This window comes from Streptomyces sp. RK9, from assembly GCF_045070545.1.
Lineage (GTDB): Bacteria > Actinomycetota > Actinomycetes > Streptomycetales > Streptomycetaceae > Streptomyces > Streptomyces alboflavus.
In genome coordinates this window covers 1,266,821-1,282,124 of sequence record NZ_CP173703.1, presented here as the reverse complement: position 1 = coordinate 1,282,124, position 15,304 = coordinate 1,266,821, and the positions used below count along the sequence as shown (strand labels likewise).

Annotated in this window: 12 protein-coding genes; 6 read left to right on the top strand and 6 right to left on the bottom strand. The window is 73.8% G+C overall.

Going from position 1 to position 15,304, the window contains the following annotated elements; translation table 11 throughout:
• Positions 1-103: 103 nt before the first annotated feature.
• Complete coding sequence (locus tag AB6L24_RS05065; protein WP_405652542.1) at positions 104-625, bottom strand: CGNR zinc finger domain-containing protein; 522 nt, start codon at positions 623-625, stop codon at positions 104-106.
• A gap of 17 nt (positions 626-642) precedes the next feature.
• Here AB6L24_RS05065 and AB6L24_RS05060 point away from each other — a divergent pair, with 17 nt between their 5' ends.
• Entirely contained in the window at positions 643-2,085 is a 1,443-nt protein-coding gene (locus AB6L24_RS05060; RefSeq protein ID WP_405657044.1) for an MFS transporter, read from the top strand.
• On the opposite strand, the gene AB6L24_RS05055 is transcribed toward AB6L24_RS05060, so the two are convergent.
• The gene (locus tag AB6L24_RS05055) at positions 2,070-3,209 is read right to left on the bottom strand and encodes a medium chain dehydrogenase/reductase family protein (protein ID WP_405652540.1); all 1,140 of its coding nucleotides are present in this window, start codon (positions 3,207-3,209) and stop codon (positions 2,070-2,072) included. The genes AB6L24_RS05060 and AB6L24_RS05055 overlap by 16 nt on opposite strands.
• A 154-nt stretch (positions 3,210-3,363) precedes the next feature.
• On the opposite strand from AB6L24_RS05055, the gene AB6L24_RS05050 reads away from it, so the two are divergent.
• Both AB6L24_RS05050 and AB6L24_RS05045 read left to right on the top strand, forming a co-directional pair.
• Positions 3,364-4,116: a TetR/AcrR family transcriptional regulator gene (locus AB6L24_RS05050; protein ID WP_405652537.1), complete on the top strand. Its 753-nt coding sequence runs from the start codon at positions 3,364-3,366 to the stop codon at positions 4,114-4,116.
• 103 nt (positions 4,117-4,219) lie between these two features.
• Positions 4,220-5,077 (top strand): GNAT family N-acetyltransferase, encoded by an 858-nt coding sequence (locus AB6L24_RS05045; RefSeq protein WP_405652533.1) that lies wholly within the window; start codon positions 4,220-4,222, stop codon positions 5,075-5,077.
• A 69-nt stretch (positions 5,078-5,146) separates the two neighbouring features.
• Here the strand turns inward: AB6L24_RS05045 and AB6L24_RS05040 are convergent, their stop codons facing one another.
• On the bottom strand, positions 5,147-7,465 hold the full coding sequence (locus AB6L24_RS05040) for a glycoside hydrolase family 3 N-terminal domain-containing protein (RefSeq protein ID WP_405652531.1): 2,319 nt from the start codon (positions 7,463-7,465) through the stop codon (positions 5,147-5,149).
• 168 nt (positions 7,466-7,633) lie between these two features.
• On the opposite strand from AB6L24_RS05040, the gene AB6L24_RS05035 reads away from it, so the two are divergent.
• A complete protein-coding gene (locus tag AB6L24_RS05035; protein ID WP_405652528.1) occupies positions 7,634-9,529 on the top strand; it encodes an ABC transporter ATP-binding protein in 1,896 nt (631 codons plus the stop codon).
• A 61-nt stretch (positions 9,530-9,590) separates the two neighbouring features.
• Here AB6L24_RS05035 and AB6L24_RS05030 read toward each other — a convergent pair whose 3' ends face one another.
• A complete protein-coding gene (locus tag AB6L24_RS05030; RefSeq protein WP_405652526.1) occupies positions 9,591-10,529 on the bottom strand; it encodes a LysR family transcriptional regulator in 939 nt (312 codons plus the stop codon).
• A 271-nt stretch (positions 10,530-10,800) separates the two neighbouring features.
• Here AB6L24_RS05030 and AB6L24_RS05025 point away from each other — a divergent pair, with 271 nt between their 5' ends.
• The gene (locus AB6L24_RS05025) at positions 10,801-12,006 is read left to right on the top strand and encodes an MFS transporter (protein WP_405652524.1); all 1,206 of its coding nucleotides are present in this window, start codon (positions 10,801-10,803) and stop codon (positions 12,004-12,006) included.
• Between the two features lie 131 nt (positions 12,007-12,137).
• Positions 12,138-12,707 carry a TetR/AcrR family transcriptional regulator gene (locus AB6L24_RS05020; RefSeq protein WP_405652521.1) on the top strand — a complete coding sequence of 190 codons (570 nt, stop codon included), beginning with the start codon at positions 12,138-12,140 and terminating at the stop codon, positions 12,705-12,707.
• 73 nt (positions 12,708-12,780) lie between these two features.
• Here the strand turns inward: AB6L24_RS05020 and AB6L24_RS05015 are convergent, their stop codons facing one another.
• Positions 12,781-13,518, bottom strand: a complete 738-nt coding sequence (locus AB6L24_RS05015; protein WP_405652518.1) for a 4'-phosphopantetheinyl transferase — start codon at positions 13,516-13,518, stop codon at positions 12,781-12,783.
• The gene (locus AB6L24_RS05010; protein WP_405652516.1) at positions 13,515-14,873 is read right to left on the bottom strand and encodes a glycosyltransferase; all 1,359 of its coding nucleotides are present in this window, start codon (positions 14,871-14,873) and stop codon (positions 13,515-13,517) included. Before AB6L24_RS05010 ends, AB6L24_RS05015 begins: the two co-directional genes overlap by 4 nt.
• Positions 14,874-15,304 lie beyond the last annotated feature (431 nt).

The following is a 15,304-nucleotide window of genomic DNA, read 5'->3' as shown; positions in this document are numbered from 1 at the left end:
AAAGCGTCCTGTATTGACGGGAGTTGAGGGGGCGGGAGGGGGCGGCCGGGGCCGGTGCGGTGCGCGCCCGCGGGACTCAGGAAGGGGTGCGCGCCAGCGGGGCTCAGGAGGGGGTGCGCGCCCGGTGGCGGCGCACCGCGTCCCGGTTGGCGCACCGCTGCGAGCAGTACCGCTGCCGCCCGGTGCGGGAGGTGTCCGCGAAGATCGTGGTGCACTCAGCGACGGTGCACCGCCGCAGGCGGTGCATGCCCCGGCCCGTCAGGTGCAGCGCCGTGCCCACGGAGATCAGCGCGAACAGCAGCGGGCCGAGCGGTTGTGCGTCGTCCCGGTAGTGCAGATGCCAGCCGGTGCCGGCGTGATCGGTCAGCCGCGGGTGGGCGGTGGCCGCCGCCAGCATCCGGTTGAGCAGCTCGGCGCGGGCCTCGTCGTCGGCGGCGTCGACGACCTCCTCCCACGCCGTGAGCGCCTCCAGGGCGCGGTCCAGGTCCTGCGGCGAGACCGGCCGCTCCAGGGTGAGCCCGGCCGCGCGGCAGCGGTCCGCGAGTTCCGCGGCGGTCGTCGGGCGCCGGTTGGCCAGGTCCGCGGCCAGTTTCACGACGTCGGCACCGTAAGGGTTGAGATGCATAAGACCATTACACCAGCCTGGTCGGCATGCGACGACATACGAGGGGGCAAGGCCCGGCCGCGGGCCACGGGGATCCGTCCGCGAGGGGCGGGAGTCGGGCCGCGGGGGACCCGGATCCATGGCGCTACCGGTGGGCCGTCCTCGGCATCGCCACCTTCACGCAGGCCGCCGCGGGCTTCTTCGTGCAGGGCATCGGCGCCCTCGGCATCTCGCTGCAACGCGACCTGGACCTCAGCACCGCCCAGCTCGGCATGCTGGTCTCCGCGTCCCAACTGGTGCCGCTGGTCGGCCTGTTGGTGGCCGGTGAACTGCTCGACCGCTACAACGAACGCTGGGTCGTCGGCATCGGGGCCTGCGTCGTGGCCGTGGCCCTCGGCGTGGGGAGCGCCGCGCCCGGCTATGTCCCCCTGCTCTGCGTCCTGTTGGTCGTCGGCGCCGGCTACAGCACCGTGCAGCCCGGTGGCAGCAAGTCGGTGGCGTCCTGGTTCGACACGTCCCGGCGCGGATTCGCGATGGGGGTGCGCCAGGCGGGCCTGCCGCTGGGTGCCGCGCTCGCCTCGGCCGTACTGCCGCTCCTCGCGGAGGCCCACGGCTGGCGCTCGGCGCTGGTGGCCGGGGGGTTCGTCGCGCTGCTCGGGGCGGGCGTCTTCATGGTCGGCTACCGGCGCCCGCCGTCAGCCCTGTCCGGGCCGCCCGTGTCGTCCACGGCGCCCGACCCCTCGGCTGCGCCGTCCGCCCCCGCGCCCCCGCTGGGGGAGATGCCCGCTCCGCTCTCCACGCGGCTCGCCGCCCGGCTCCGGCTGCTCCGCGCGCCCTCCATGGTGACGATCGTGCTGTCCGGGGTGAGCCTGATCTCCGTGCAGTACGCGGTGGGCGTCCTGACGGTCCTGCACCTGCACGAGGCGGCCTCGGTCGGAGCCGGGACGGCGGCCCTGGTCCTGGTGGCCGCCCAGGGCGCGGGCGTGGCCGGCCGCGTCGCGCTCGCGGTGCGCAGCGACCGCAGCCGCTCCGGGCGGCACGGCACCGTCGCGCTCTGCATGGTCGCCGTGGTCGCCGGGATGGTGGTCCTGATGACCCCGCTGGGCCGCAACCCCGCCCTGGCCTGCGGCGTCCTGGTCTGGCTCGGCTTCTTCGGCTACGGCTGGTACGGGCCGTGGGTCGCCCATGTGACCGAGTCGGCCCCGGCGGGCCGGACCGGGTTCACCCTCGGCCTCGCCATGTCCGGCAACCAGGTCGCCATCGTCCTGATGCCGCCCGCGCTCGGCCTGCTCCGGGACCTGACCGGCAGCTTCACCGTCGTCTGGGGTCTGCTGTCCGCGCTGACGGCGGTCGCCCTGGTGGTCACCACGCGCGCCGACCGCCGTGTCCGGGGGCAGGGTCCGCCCGACGGCGGGGTCCTGCCGGACCCCGCCGGGGCCCGGCCGCCGGCTTCGTCCGCGGCCCCTCATCGCCCGGACTGACCGTCCCGCGCCTCCCGCGCCTCTTCCCGCACCTCGTCCGGTACGAGCACGACCTTGCCCGCGACCGTGCCGGACTCCGCGAGCCGCATCGCGTCGGCCGCCCGGGACAGCGGGATCCGCGCGGCGACCTGCGGTTCGAGCCTGCCCTCCGCGAGGAGCGCGAAGACCTGCCCGAGGTCGGCGCCGAGCCGGGCGCGGAAGGCGTCGAGGCGGCGCCGGCCGGCCCAGATGTTGAAGAAGTGCGCGTGCCGCGAGTTGGGCAGCGCGTTCCACAGCGCGAGGCGTGCGAAGAGCTTCAGGACGGGGGCCTTGGAGGACCCGGCGGCGTCGCGGGTGGACGCGGTGCCGTACGACACGAGCGTGCCGCCCGGGGCGAGCAGCCGGAAGGAGTCCACGACGCCCTCGCCGCCGACGTGGTCGAAGACCGCCGCCACGCCCTGCGGCGCGAGTCCGCGCAGCCGCCCGTACAGGTCCGGGTCGCGGTAGTCGACGGGTGTGACGCCGAGCGCCCGGAGCTTGTCGTGGTGGCGCCGCGAGGCCGTGCCGATCACCCGCACCCCCGCGATCCGCGCCAGCTGGACGAGGGCGGAGCCGACGCCGCCGTTCGCGCCGAGCACGACGATCGTGTCGCCCGCGTCGACCTCGGCCGTGCGGTGCAGCATCTGCCAGGCCGTGATGCCGTTCACGACCAGCGTCTCCGCGTCCGCCGACGACACGGAGTCCGGCACCTCGACGAGATCCGCCGCCGCCACGACGACGTGGCTCGCCCAGCCGCCGGTCTTGGTCAGCGCCGCGAACCGCCGCCCGGCCAGCGCGGGGTCGACCCCCTTGCCGGTCGCCGCCACCCGGCCGACCAGGTCGTACCCCGGAACGAACGGGAACGGCGGCTGGTCGTAGTACTTCCCGCGCCGCATCTGCTGCTCCGCGAACGAGACGCCGGTGGCCTCCATCGCAAGGAGCACCTCGCCCTGGCCGGGGGTGGGGGCGGCGGCGTGCCGGACCTGGAGGCCGTCGGGCTCGACGACGCCGGGCAGGACGACCTCGGTGACGACGGTCCCGGCGGTGGCCGCCGCGGCCTCGGTGATCGCCGTCGGCTGGTTCTCGATCGTGTGCGTCTCGCGCATGGCTTTGCCTCTCTCGGCACGTAGTGCTTCTTGCTGTGGTTAGAAGCTCTAACTAGAGAATGACCCGAGCCTGCAACCCTGTCAAGCCCCTCTTTCTCGAGTTAGAGTCTCTAACCACAGCGACAGTCGCGTGACAGGGAAAGGGGCCACAGCCGTGGCAGACAAGAGCAGTACCCCAGCCACCCCAGCCACCCCCGCGCCTCCCTCGACCCCGCGTCAGCGCTACCGCGACCAGGTGCGCGGCGAGATCAAGGCGGCCGCCCTGGAGCAGATCCGCGCGGGCGGCGCGCCCGCACTCAGCCTCAACGCCGTCGCCAAGGGGCTCGGCCTCACCGGCCCCGCCCTCTACAAGTACTTCCGCAACCGCGACGACCTCCTCACCGAGCTGATCTGCGACGGCTACGACGCGGCGGCAGTCGCCATGCGCGAGGCCGCCGACCGCGCGGCGGGCGCCCCGGCCCGGGAGCGGCTCCTCGCCCTCGGCACGGCGCTGCGCGCGTGGGCGATCGGGGCGCCGCACGTCTACCAGCTCCTGGCCGGTACGCCGTCCCCCGGCTACCAGGCGCCCCCGGAGACCACCGACCGGGCCCGCGCGGTGCTCGGCCCGCTGCTCGGCGTGCTCGGGCAGGGGGACTGCGCGGGCGCCGCCCTGGAACTGCGGGCGGAGATGCGGTTCTGGCTGAACGAGACCCCGGCCGTCGAGGAGTGGGTCAGGGCCTGGGCCCCGGACGTCGACCCGGCGACGGCCCTCGCCGGCACGGTGACCGCGTGGGCCCGGCTGCACGGGATCGTCAGCCTCGAGGTGCAGGGCCTGTTCGGGGGGATGGGGCACCGCCCCGGCACGCTGCTCAAGGCCGAGATGGAGGCGCTGGCCGACGCCATGGGGCTGCCGGGGGCGGCCCGGTGACCCGGTGACCCGGACGGCTTGATCGGCTCGGCGGACCGGATGGGACCGCGCCCGGCGGGGCAGGATGGGGCCGCGGAAAGTCCCGTTCAAGGAAGGTGCGGCGATGGAGAATGCGGCCCCCGGACGGCTCGTCGTCTCGACGGCGACGCCCGACGACTGGCGCACGGTCACCGAGTGGGCGGCGCGGGAGGGCTGGAACCCGGGCCTCGGCGACGCGGCGGCGTTCTTCGCGCAGGACCCGGACGGGTTCTTCATCGGCCGCGTCGACGGCGAGCCGGTCTCGGCGATCTCCGTGGTCACCTACGGCCCGGCGTACGCCTTCCTCGGCTTCTACCTGGTCCGCCCCGACCTGCGCGGCCGCGGCCACGGCATCGCCACCTGGCGGACCGCCCTCGCCCGCGCCGGGGACCGGGTCGTGGGCCTCGACGGCGTCCCCGCGCAGCAGGACAACTACCGCCGCTCCGGCTTCCGGCGGGAGCACGGCAGCCGGCGCTACGTCGGCCCCGTGGGCGCGCCGGGCCCGCTGCCCGCGCACATCAGGCCCGTGGCGGACGTGGGCCGCGACGCCGTCGCCGCGTACGACAGCGCCTGCTGTCCCGCTGACCGTCCCCGGTTCCTCGACGTCTGGCTGACCGCGCCGGGCCACCGCGCGCTGGCGAGCGTCGTCGACGGCCGCGTCACCGGGTACGGGGTGCTGCGTCCGGGACGGGACGCGCCGCGCGTGGGCCCGCTGTTCGCCGACACCCGCGCCGACGCCGAGGCGCTGCTCGACGCGCTCGGGGCCGAGTCCGGCGGCGTGGCCGTCGCCATGGACGTACCGGAGACGAACACGGAGGCCGTCGCGCTCGCGGAGGGGCGCGGCATGAAGCCGTCGTTCGACACGGCGCGCATGTACACGGGCCCGGTACGGGAGTTCGCGCGCGAGCGGGTCTTCGGGATCACGACGCTGGAACTCGGCTGAGCGCACGGCGGCACTCGGCCGAGCGGGGGAGGCGGGGTGGCGCCGCCACCCCCGCTCGGCGCGTCCCGCTCACGTCACCGTCAGCGTGACCTTGCTCTTCGCCGTGGAGCTGTTGCCCACGTACAGGTCGAACCTGCCCTCCTCGACGAGGAATTCGCCGTGCGGGTCGTTCGTCCAGAAGCCCAGGTCGGCCGCGCCGAGCCGGAAGCGGACGACGGTGGAGCGGCCCGCGCCGAGCGTGACCCGGCGGAAGCCGCGCAGCTTGCGCACCGGCTGCGTGATGCTCGCCGCGAGGTCGTGGACGTACAGCTGCACCACCTCGTCGCCCTTGCGGCGGCCGGTGTTGGAGACGGTGACCGACACCTCCAGGGTGTCGCCGTCGCGCAGGGCGCCCGCGGGGACGGAGGCGCGGCTCAGCTTCGGCGCGCCGGTCTCGAACGTCGTGTAGCTGAGGCCGTGGCCGAAGGGGAACTGCGGGTCCGGCGGCAGGTCCAGGTACTTGGAGGTGTACTTGTTGTCGGCGTGGTAGGGGCGGCCCGTCGACTCGTGGTTGTAGTGGATCGGGATCTGGCCGACCGTGCGCGGGAACGACACGGGCAGCTTGCCGCCCGGGTTGACCTTGCCGAAGAGGACGTCGGCGATGGCGTTCCCGGCCTCGACGCCCGGGTGCCAGGCCTCAAGGACCGCCGGTGCCGACTCCAGCCAGCCGCCCATGTTCAGCGGTCGGCCGCCCACCAGGACGACCACGAACGGCTTGCCGGTCCGCGCGACCGCCTCGACGAGACGTTCCTGCGCGCCGGGCAGGCCGATGTCGCTGCGCGCCGCCGCCTCGCCGCTCATCGACGGCGGCTCGCCCACGACGACGACCGTCACGTCGGCGGCCTTCGCGGCGGCCACGGCGGCCGGGACGCCACTGGTGTCCTTGCCCTCGGGGTCGACGCCGCGCGCGTACGTGACCTTCGCGTCCGGGGCCGCGCGGCGCACCGCGTCCAGGACCTTCACCGACGGGTACTTCTTCGCGGCGGCCGGGACCACCCAGGTGCCGAGCAGGTCGTCGGAGTCCCCGAACGGGCCGACGACGGCGACGGACTTGACGCCTGACCTCAGCGGAAGGACCTTGCCGCCGCCTCCGGCGCCCTCGTTCTTGAGGAGCACCATCGAGCGGGCGCCGGTCTCGCGGGCGGCCTTGCGGGTGGCGGCGGTCGGCCCGTCGATCGCGGCGTCCTCGTCGACGTACGGGTGGTCGAAGAGGCCGAGGGCGAACTTGAGGCGCAGGATGCGGGCGACCGCGTCGTCCAGGCGGCGCTCGCTGATCTTCCCGGCGCGCAGCAGCTTCTTGCCGTGCTCGCGGAGGTTGGTGCTGACCATCTCCATGTCGACGCCCGCGTTCAGCGAGAGCCGGGCGGCGGCCGCGCCGTCCTCGGCGAATCCGTGCGCGATCAGCTCCTGGACGCCCGTCCAGTCACTCACGACGACGCCGTCGAAGCCCCACTCCTTCTTCAGGATGCCGGTGAGGGTGTGGGAGTTGCCGTGCGCGGGCACCCCGCCGATGGTGTTGAAGGACGCCATCACCGTGGCGGCGCCCGCGTCCAGGGCGGCCTTGAACGGCGGCAGATAGAGGTTGCGCAGCCGGGACTCCGACACGTCGACCGTGTTGTAGTCGCGCCCGCCCTCCGCCCCGCCGTACGCCACGAAGTGCTTGGCGCAGGCGGCGACCCGGTCCTTGGCGGTGAACTCGCCCTTGCCCGGGCCCTGGTAGCCCTCGATCTTGGCGGCGGCGAACTCGGCCGTCAGATACGGGTCCTCGCCGCAGCCCTCGGCGACGCGACCCCAGCGCGGCTCGTGCGTGACGTCCATCATCGGCGAGAACGTCCAGTGCACGCCGTTGGAGCGGGCCTCCTTCGCCGACACCTCGGCGTCGGTCCGCGTCACGTCCGGGTCGAAGCTCGCCGCCTGCGCGAGCGGGATCGGGAACGTCGTCCAGAACCCGTGGATCACGTCGAGGCCGAACAGCAGCGGGATGCCGAGCCGGGACTCCTCGACGGCGATGCGCTGCAGGGCGTTGCTGCTCTTGGCTCCGAAGATGGAGAGCACCGAACCGAGGCGGCCCGCGCGCGCCGCGTCCTCCACGTCCTTGGTCTCGCCGCCGCCCGGGCCGGTGTCCCAGGACCAGGCGAGCTGCTGGAGCTGACCCAGCTTCTCTTCGACAGTCATACGGTCGAGAAGCCGCTGGGCCTTGCCCTCGTGAGGGGTGCCGCGGTCCTCGGCGGCGGCGCCCGGGGCGGGCGCGGCGGGCGCCGCCTCGGCGATTCCGGAGTTCAGGGCACCGCCCGCGACGGCGGTGCCGCCGATCGCGGACAGCACGGTACGCCTTCGTACATCTCGCATGCGTTCGCCTTCTCACGTCAGAAACACGAGTAACCGGAGTGATGCGCTCAAGAATTGAAGCGAAAGTACGTGCCGACTACAGGAGGGTCAAGAGGCGCGACAGGGGAGTCCGGGACATGTGGGGCGACGCTTGACCTCAAGATAACTTGAGGTTCTACGGTGCTGCACATGAGCATGGAGACCACAGCCTGGACCCAGCTGCAGAGCGTCATGAACGCCGAGCAGGAACGCCGACCCTTCGCACGCGCCACGCTGCGCCGCATCACCGCCTTCGCCGCGCCCCATCGCCGCCGCATCATCCGCTTCGTCCTGCTGAGCGTCGTGACCGCGCTGCTCGCCGTGGCGACTCCCGTCCTCGCCGGGCGTGTCGTCGACGCCATCGTGTCCGGCGCCGAGTCCTCGACCGTCGTCCGCTACGCCGTGCTCATCGCCGTCATCGCGATCGCCGAGGCAGGCCTCGGACTGCTCAGCCGCTGGCTGTCGGCGAACCTGGGCGAGGGCCTGATCCTGGACCTGCGCACGGCCGTCTTCGACCATGTGCAGCGCATGCCCGTCGCCTTCTTCACCCGCACCCGCACCGGCGCGCTCGTCAGCCGCCTCAACAACGACGTGATCGGCGCACAGCGGGCGTTCAGCAACACGCTCTCCGGCGTGGTGTCCAACCTCGTCACCCTCGTCCTCACCCTCGCCGTGATGCTCGCCCTGTCGTGGCAGATCACGCTGCTCGCCCTGGTGCTCCTGCCGGTGTTCGTGGTGCCCGCCCGCCGCATGGGCACCCGGATGGCCCGCCTCCAGCGGGAGGCGGCACACCACAACGCGGCCATGGGCACCCGCATGACGGAGCGGTTCTCGGCGCCCGGCGCCACCCTCATCAAGCTGTTCGGCCGACCGGCGGACGAGTCCGACGAGTTCGCGGCACGGGCCCGCCGGGTGCGCGACATCGGCGTCCGCACCGCCATGGCGCAGTCGGCCTTCATCACCGCCCTGACCCTGGTGTCCGCGCTCGCCCTCGCCCTGGTCTACGGACTCGGCGGGTACTTCGCCCTCGACGGCACCCTGGAGGCCGGCGCCGTCGTCTCGCTCGCGCTGCTCCTGACCCGCCTCTACGCGCCGCTGACGGCCCTCGCGGGAGCGCGCGTCGAGGTCATGAGCGCCCTGGTGAGCTTCGAGCGGGTCTTCGAAGTCCTCGACCTGAAGCCCCTCATCGACGAGAAGCCGCAGGCCCGCACCGTGCCCGAGGGCCCCGTCGCCGTCGAGTTCGACGACGTCCGCTTCGGCTACCCCTCCGCGGACAAGGTCTCCCTCGCCTCCCTGGAAGAGGTCGCCTCGCTCGACGGCCGGGGCGGCGAAGAGGTGCTGCACGGCCTGTCGTTCCGCGCCGAGCCCGGCCAGACCGTCGCGCTCGTCGGCTCGTCCGGCGCGGGCAAGTCCACCATCGCGCAACTCCTTCCGCGCCTGTACGACGCCGACTCCGGAGTCGTCCGCGTCGGCGGCGAGGACGTGCGCGACCTGACGGCCGACTCGCTGCGCGACACCATCGGCATGGTCACCCAGGACGGCCACCTCTTCCACGAGTCGGTGCGCGCCAACCTGCTGCTCGCCCGGCCCGGCGCGACCGAGGACGAACTGTGGGACGTGCTGCGCCGGGCCCGCCTCGACGCCCTCGTGCGGTCGCTGCCGGACGGCCTCGACACCGTCGTCGGCGAGCGCGGCTACCGGCTCTCCGGCGGTGAGCGCCAGCGCATGACCATCGCACGGCTCCTGCTCGCCCGGCAGCGCGTGGTGATCCTCGACGAGGCGACCGCCCACCTGGACAACACCTCCGAGGCCGCCGTGCAGGAAGCCCTCGCCGAGGCACTCGCGGACCGCACGGCCGTGGTCATCGCGCACCGCCTCTCCACCGTGCGGGCGGCCGACCAGATCCTCGTCGTGGAGGCCGGGCGGATCGTGGAGCGCGGCACGCACGACGAACTGCTCGCGGTCGACGGGCGGTACGCGGAGCTGTACCGGACGCAGTTCGCGGGGAAGCCGGACACGGCGGACGCGGTGGCCGTGACCGTCTAGCGCCGCGGTGGTCTCCCACGTGCCGGCCCGAGGGCTCATCGCCCCGGGCCGGCACGCGCGTTCAGGGGGCCGCCGAGCCGCCGAGGCCGGCGCGGACCGTGGCGAGACGGAGCAGCACCGCGGCGTCCCGGGCGACCTCGTTGAAGGCGTGGACGGCGGCCGCCGGGGTGGCGGCGAGCCAGGTCGGGACCCACTCCAGGGGCGGCGCGTCACGGAAGGGCACGTACACGACGTCGGGACGGGCGAAGTAGCGCGTGACCTGGGCGCCGACCACCCAGGCCCCCTGTCCGGCGCCGATCAGGGACAGCGCCTCCTGGAGGGTGTCGAACGCGGGCCCGGGCTCGATCGGAACCCCCGACGGCGTCAACAGGGGCGTGCGTTCGGCGAGCCAGTACGGCGGCAGCGTCCGGGTCGCCTGCAACAGGCGGACGGCCGCCAGGTCCTCCAGGCAGACCGTGTCGCGCTCGGCCAGGGGGTGCCGCGCGGGCACGGCGAGCATGCGGTGCTCCGAGAACAGGACCGGGCCGTTGACCATGCCGGGCTCCTGGTGCGGCAGGGTCACGATCAGCACGTCCACCTCGCCGTCGCGCAGCCTCGGGAAGCCGTCGGCGATCTGCAGCTCCCGGGGCCGGATCCGGGAGCCCGGGTGGCGCTGCGCGTACAGCTCGGCGGCGCGGATCGTGAGCTGTCCGACGGCGGGGCCGACGTAGCCGACCCGCAGCACGTTCGCGATGTCCCGGGCGGCGTTGACCGCCTTCCGCAGGCCGGCCTCGAGGGCGCGGTAGGGCGGCAGGAGGTCGTCGTACAGCTGCTGTCCCGCCGGAGTGAGGCGGACGTAGCGGCTGGTGCGCTCGAACAGGGGCGTCCCGACGCGGCGTTCCACCTTGCGGATGGTCTGGCTGACCCGACCGGTCGTCAGGCGCAGTCGGCCGGCGGTGCGGCCGAAATGCAACTCCTCGGCCAGCGTCAGGAACGCCTCGAGCTCCACTCGCTCCAGCACGGCCGCCCCCCGGTCGTTCAGTCCGGCTAAACGCTCAGGTCACTATCGCACCTTGTTCCGACGCCCGGCACACCGCAGTGTGGTCCTGCGAGCACACCCGCCCCGGTCCTCTGACCTGGGACGGGCGGCCCCTCGCTGTCACGCACGCGGTGCCCGCCCGGCACCGGCGTCCCGTCGCACCCGTCCGGCCCGGCCGGACACGAGCCCGACGACGACCCCGCCCCGCGCACCCACGCCGCCGTGCCCCCACCGACCGGAAGTCGCCACCACCATGACCGTCGTCGACACCCCCAGACCCGTCGCCCCCGAAGCCGACCGGGTGCCCCTGCGAAGATGGCTCGCCGTCGTCGCCATGGCCGTCGGGACCTTCGCCCTCGTCACCGTCGAGTCCCTGCCCGTCGGCCTGCTGCCCTTCATCGGCGGCGCCCTCGACGTCTCCGAGGGCACGGCGGGCCTGATGGTCACCGTCCCCGGCCTGGTCGCCGCCGCCACCGCGCCGCTGCTCCCGGTGCTGATCAGGAACCTGGACCGGCGGATCGCCCTGCTCGGCCTCATCGTGCTGATGGTGGCCGCCAACGCGCTCTCGGCCCTGGCCCCCAACTTCGCGCTCCTGCTCACCTCCCGCTTCTTCGTCGGCATCAGCATCGGCGGTTTCTGGGCCCTCGCGGCCGGGCTCGCGGTACGTCTGGTGCCCGAGCGGCACATACCGCGGGCCGTCTCGATCGTCTTCGCCGGGGCCACGGCCGCCAACGTCCTCGGCGTGCCCGCGGGGACGCTGATCGGTGACCTCGGCGACTGGCGGATCGCGTTCGTGGCGGTCGCCGGGCTCGGCCTGCTCGTCCTCGCCGCCCTGTTCGTGCTGCTGCCCCCGCTGCCCGCCGAACGCGCCGTGCAACTGCGCACGCTGCCGCAGCAGTTCAGGAACCCCGTGGTGCGGGCCGGAGTCATCGCCACGTTCCTGCTGGTGAGCGGTCACTTCGCCGCGTTCACCTTCATCAGCCCCGTCCTCCAGGAGGTCTCCGGGATCGACGCGTCGATGGTCGGCCCGCTGCTGCTCGGCTTCGGCGTCGCGGGCATCGCGGGCAACTTCCTCGCGGGCGCCGCCGCCGCGCGCGACGTCCGCGCCACCCTCGTCACCATCAGCGTCGCCCTGACCGCGGTCCTCGCGGTGTTCCCCCTCGCCGGGGGCACCCCGGTCGGCGGGACGATCCTGCTGATCGCGTGGGGCCTCGCCTTCGGCGGCGTCCCCGTGGGCGTACAGACCTGGATCCTGAAGTCGGCACCGGACTCGACGGAGGCGGCCACCGCGCTCAACACCTCCGTGTTCAACCTGGCGATCGCGCTCGGCGCCCTGTTCGGCGGCATCGTCGCCGACCAGGTCACCCTCACCGGCGTGCTGCTCACCGGGGCGCTCCTCGCCGTGCCCACCACCCTGGCGATGTGGAGCGCGCGGCGGGCCGGGAGGTCCGGCGGCTGACCGGCTCAGGGCGCGGATCCACGACAACGTGAGCGCCACGGGACCTCTCCCCGCATGGCACTCCGCCCGCAGTGGTTAGGGTGGGGTGCCGCCTTTACAAGAAGTACGGGAGAGGACAGGAGAGGACCGTCATGCGACAGAACCCGGCCAGGCGCACCGCGCTGCTCGACGCAGCGATCGAGGTGCTCGCGCGCGAGGGGTCCCGGGGTCTCACGCTGCGGGCCATGGACGCGGAGGCGGCGGTGCCCAAGGGCACCGCCAGCAACTACTTCCCGCACCGCGCGGAACTCCTCGCGCAGGTCATGCGGCGCATCCTGGAACGGCTCGCGCCGGAGGAGGCCGCGCTCGCCGACACGATGAGCGAGCAGCCGGACGCGGCCCTCGTCGTGACGCTCCTCAAGCAGCTCCTGGAGCGGACGCGGGCCGACCGGGCCAGCCACCTCGCACTGCTCGAACTGCGCCTGGAGGCCACCCGGCGGCCCGAACTGCACGCCGAACTCACCCGGTTCATGGCCGAGCAGCTCGAGGCCAACATCGGGTTCCACCTGGGCGCGGGCCTGCCCGGCGACCGCACCGGCGTCGTGCTGATCTACCTCGGCATGCTGGGCCTGATCGTGGACGACCTGACCGTGCCCGACCTGCTCGCGCCGTACTCGACGGACACGCTCATCGAGGAGCTGTCGCAGCGGGTGCTGCGCTGACACGCCCGGCGCCCGGCCCCGACCCGGCCACCGACACGTCCCGGCCCGGCGCCGCCCCGATGCCCGCAGACGCTCAGCCCGCCGGGCGCAGCGTGATCGCCGTGAGGATCAGGCCGTCCCGCGCCAGCCAGCGGCCCGTCAGCTCCTGCGGGAACCCCCGTTCGCGTACGGGGGGAAGGATCCGCGCGGTGAACGTGCCGCTGTCCGGGGCCTGCGACCGCTGGAAGACGACGTCGGCCTCCTCGAAGCCCAGGGGCGCGCGCATCAGCGGATACCAGGTCTTGTAGATGCTCTCCTTCGCGCTGAACAGGGCGCGGTCCCAGCGCACCGCGGGCCACCGGGCGAGGAGTTCGCCCACCCGTCGCCGCTCCTCGGGCAGCGCCACCGCCTCCAGGACGCCGTCGGGCAGCGGCTCGCCCGGGGTGGCGTCGATGCCGACCGAGCGGACGCGGGCGGTGCGGGCGACGGCCGCGCCGCGGTAGCCGTCGCAGTGCGTGATGCTGCCGACGACACCGCCGGGCCACTCCGGGCAGCCCTTGGCGTCGGGCAGGATCGCATCGGCGGGCTGTCCGAGCGCGGCCAGGGCGCGGTGCGCGCAGTGGCGGCCGGTGGTGAACTCGCCGCGCCGCGACGGCACCGAACGGGCGATCAGGGCCTTTTCGTCGGGGTGCAGGACGACGCCGTCGGGGTCGCCGAAGGACTCGCAGCAGACGACGTCCGCGGGCACGATCCGCGCGAGCAGGGCGGGGGGCGCCCCGGCGGAGAGCGGCGCCTCGCTCTCCGTACGGCCGTGCTGTGTCCCGAGAGTCATGGAGTGCCTTCCTTCTCCCGGCCTTCCGCCTCGGCCCGCGCCGGTGGGGCGGCGGTGTCCTTGGCCTGGCCGCGCCGCGGCAGATAGACCAGCAGCTCGGTGGCGATGAAGCGGATGACGAAGGTCGTGAGGAGGGCCAGGGCGGTCGCGGGCAGGACCGACATGCCGACGCCGTCGACGAGCAGGGCGATCAGCGGGATGCGCAGCACGAGGTCGGCGTTGGCGAGCAGCGCGAACCGGCCGAGGCGGTCGGCCCAGTGGCGGTGGCCGCGCCGGTCGCGGAACAGCAGCAGATCGATGAGGAGGAAGTTCCACAGCACACCGAACTGGTTGGCCACCACCTCGGCGGGCAGATAGTGCAGGCCCATCGCGGTGAGCGCGGCGAGGCCGCACAGGTTCGGCAGGAAGCCGGTCAGGCCGATGAGGCCGAAGACCACCATGCGGGCCACCGGGGTGGCGGTGCGCAGCGACACCAGGTGGGCGAGGAACCGAAGGCCCTCGCGCACGGTCGACTTCGACTCGCCCGCGAACCGCTCCTGGAAGGAGAACGGCACCTCGGCGACGACGCGGGGGCGGCAGCGGATCGCCAGCTCGAGCAGGATCTTGTAGCCCAGCGGCTTGAGGATGTCGGAGTGGGCGTGCACCGTGCTGCGGCGGATCGCGAAGAAGCCGCTCATCGGGTCGCTGATGCCCCGCAGCGCCGAGCGGAACAGCGCCTTGGTGGCGAGCGTGGAGGTGCGGGACACGGCGACGCGGTAGCGGCCCGAGAGCCCGGCGTGGCTGCCGCCGCCCGCGTACCGGCTGGCGACGACGAGGTCGGCGCCCGCCCGGCGGCCGGTCTCGATCAGCTCGGGCATCAGGGACGGCGGGTGCTGGAGGTCGGCGTCCATGACGACGATCCACTCGGACGCGGCGGCCTTCATGCCCTCCACCACGGCGCCGCTCAGGCCGCCCGTCGGCACCTCGCGGTGGATGACGTTCACGGGGAACGGGCAGGTGAGGGCCGCGCGCTCGATCGCGGCGGGGGTGTCGTCGGTGCTGTCGTCGACGAACAGGGCCTCGCACTCCAGGTGCGCGGGCAGCCCGGCGGCGAGGCGGGTCAGGAGTTCCTCGACGTTCCCGGCCTCGTTGAAGGTCGGGATGATCACGGTGACGGTGGTCCGGGTTCCGTCCGGGGAGAGGGCCGGGTCGAGGGCGGCGGCCACTTCCGACGCGGTGACCTCTTCCGACGCGGTGACCTCTTCCGGCGCGGTGACCTCGTCCGGGGCGGCGAGCTCGTCCGGAGCGGCGGCCTCGTCCCGGCCGGTGGGCCCGCGGCCTTCCGTCTCCTCGGCGTCGGGGCCGGTGACGCTCATCGGGGCACGCTCCCTCGGTGGGGTGCGTCCGCCTGCCGCGGCGTGCTCCGGGTGGTGGTGGAGCCCGCGGTGTGCATTCTCGCCATGGTCGTCCTCTACGGTCTGCGCGCCTGCGCGATCACATCGGGGTGCCCTGGCCGACGGGGGCCGGCTGCGGGCGGTGAACCTGTCTGCTGTGCACGGGGATTCCCGGTGACCGAGCGGGGGAGAACGCGCCGTCGGCCGGGGGGTGGCCGTCCGGAGGCTATCCGTGGCCTGTGCGGCTCTCCACCCCTATCCGTCCCCTAGGGCCGGTGCGGGGCGGTGCGGTGCGGTAAGCGGCGCCGGACACCGCCGTAGTCCCGAGTTCGCGTACACCGACGGCGAGTTGGGCTCCGCACGACCCTCACGAAATGAGCGTTGGCCAGAAACGACGACGTAACAATGTGACG

Coding starts and splice junctions, on each gene's coding strand:
- AB6L24_RS05065 (WP_405652542.1), bottom strand. CDS start 625: ATGCATCTCAACCCTTACGGTGCCGACGTCGTGAAACTGGCCGCGGAC.
- AB6L24_RS05055 (WP_405652540.1), bottom strand. CDS start 3,209: ATGCGCGAGACGCACACGATCGAGAACCAGCCGACGGCGATCACCGAG.
- AB6L24_RS05045 (WP_405652533.1), top strand. CDS start 4,220: ATGGAGAATGCGGCCCCCGGACGGCTCGTCGTCTCGACGGCGACGCCC.
- AB6L24_RS05040 (WP_405652531.1), bottom strand. CDS start 7,465: ATGCGAGATGTACGAAGGCGTACCGTGCTGTCCGCGATCGGCGGCACC.
- AB6L24_RS05035 (WP_405652528.1), top strand. CDS start 7,634: ATGAGCATGGAGACCACAGCCTGGACCCAGCTGCAGAGCGTCATGAAC.
- AB6L24_RS05025 (WP_405652524.1), top strand. CDS start 10,801: ATGACCGTCGTCGACACCCCCAGACCCGTCGCCCCCGAAGCCGACCGG.
- AB6L24_RS05020 (WP_405652521.1), top strand. CDS start 12,138: ATGCGACAGAACCCGGCCAGGCGCACCGCGCTGCTCGACGCAGCGATC.
- AB6L24_RS05015 (WP_405652518.1), bottom strand. CDS start 13,518: ATGACTCTCGGGACACAGCACGGCCGTACGGAGAGCGAGGCGCCGCTC.
- AB6L24_RS05010 (WP_405652516.1), bottom strand. CDS start 14,873: ATGAGCGTCACCGGCCCCGACGCCGAGGAGACGGAAGGCCGCGGGCCC.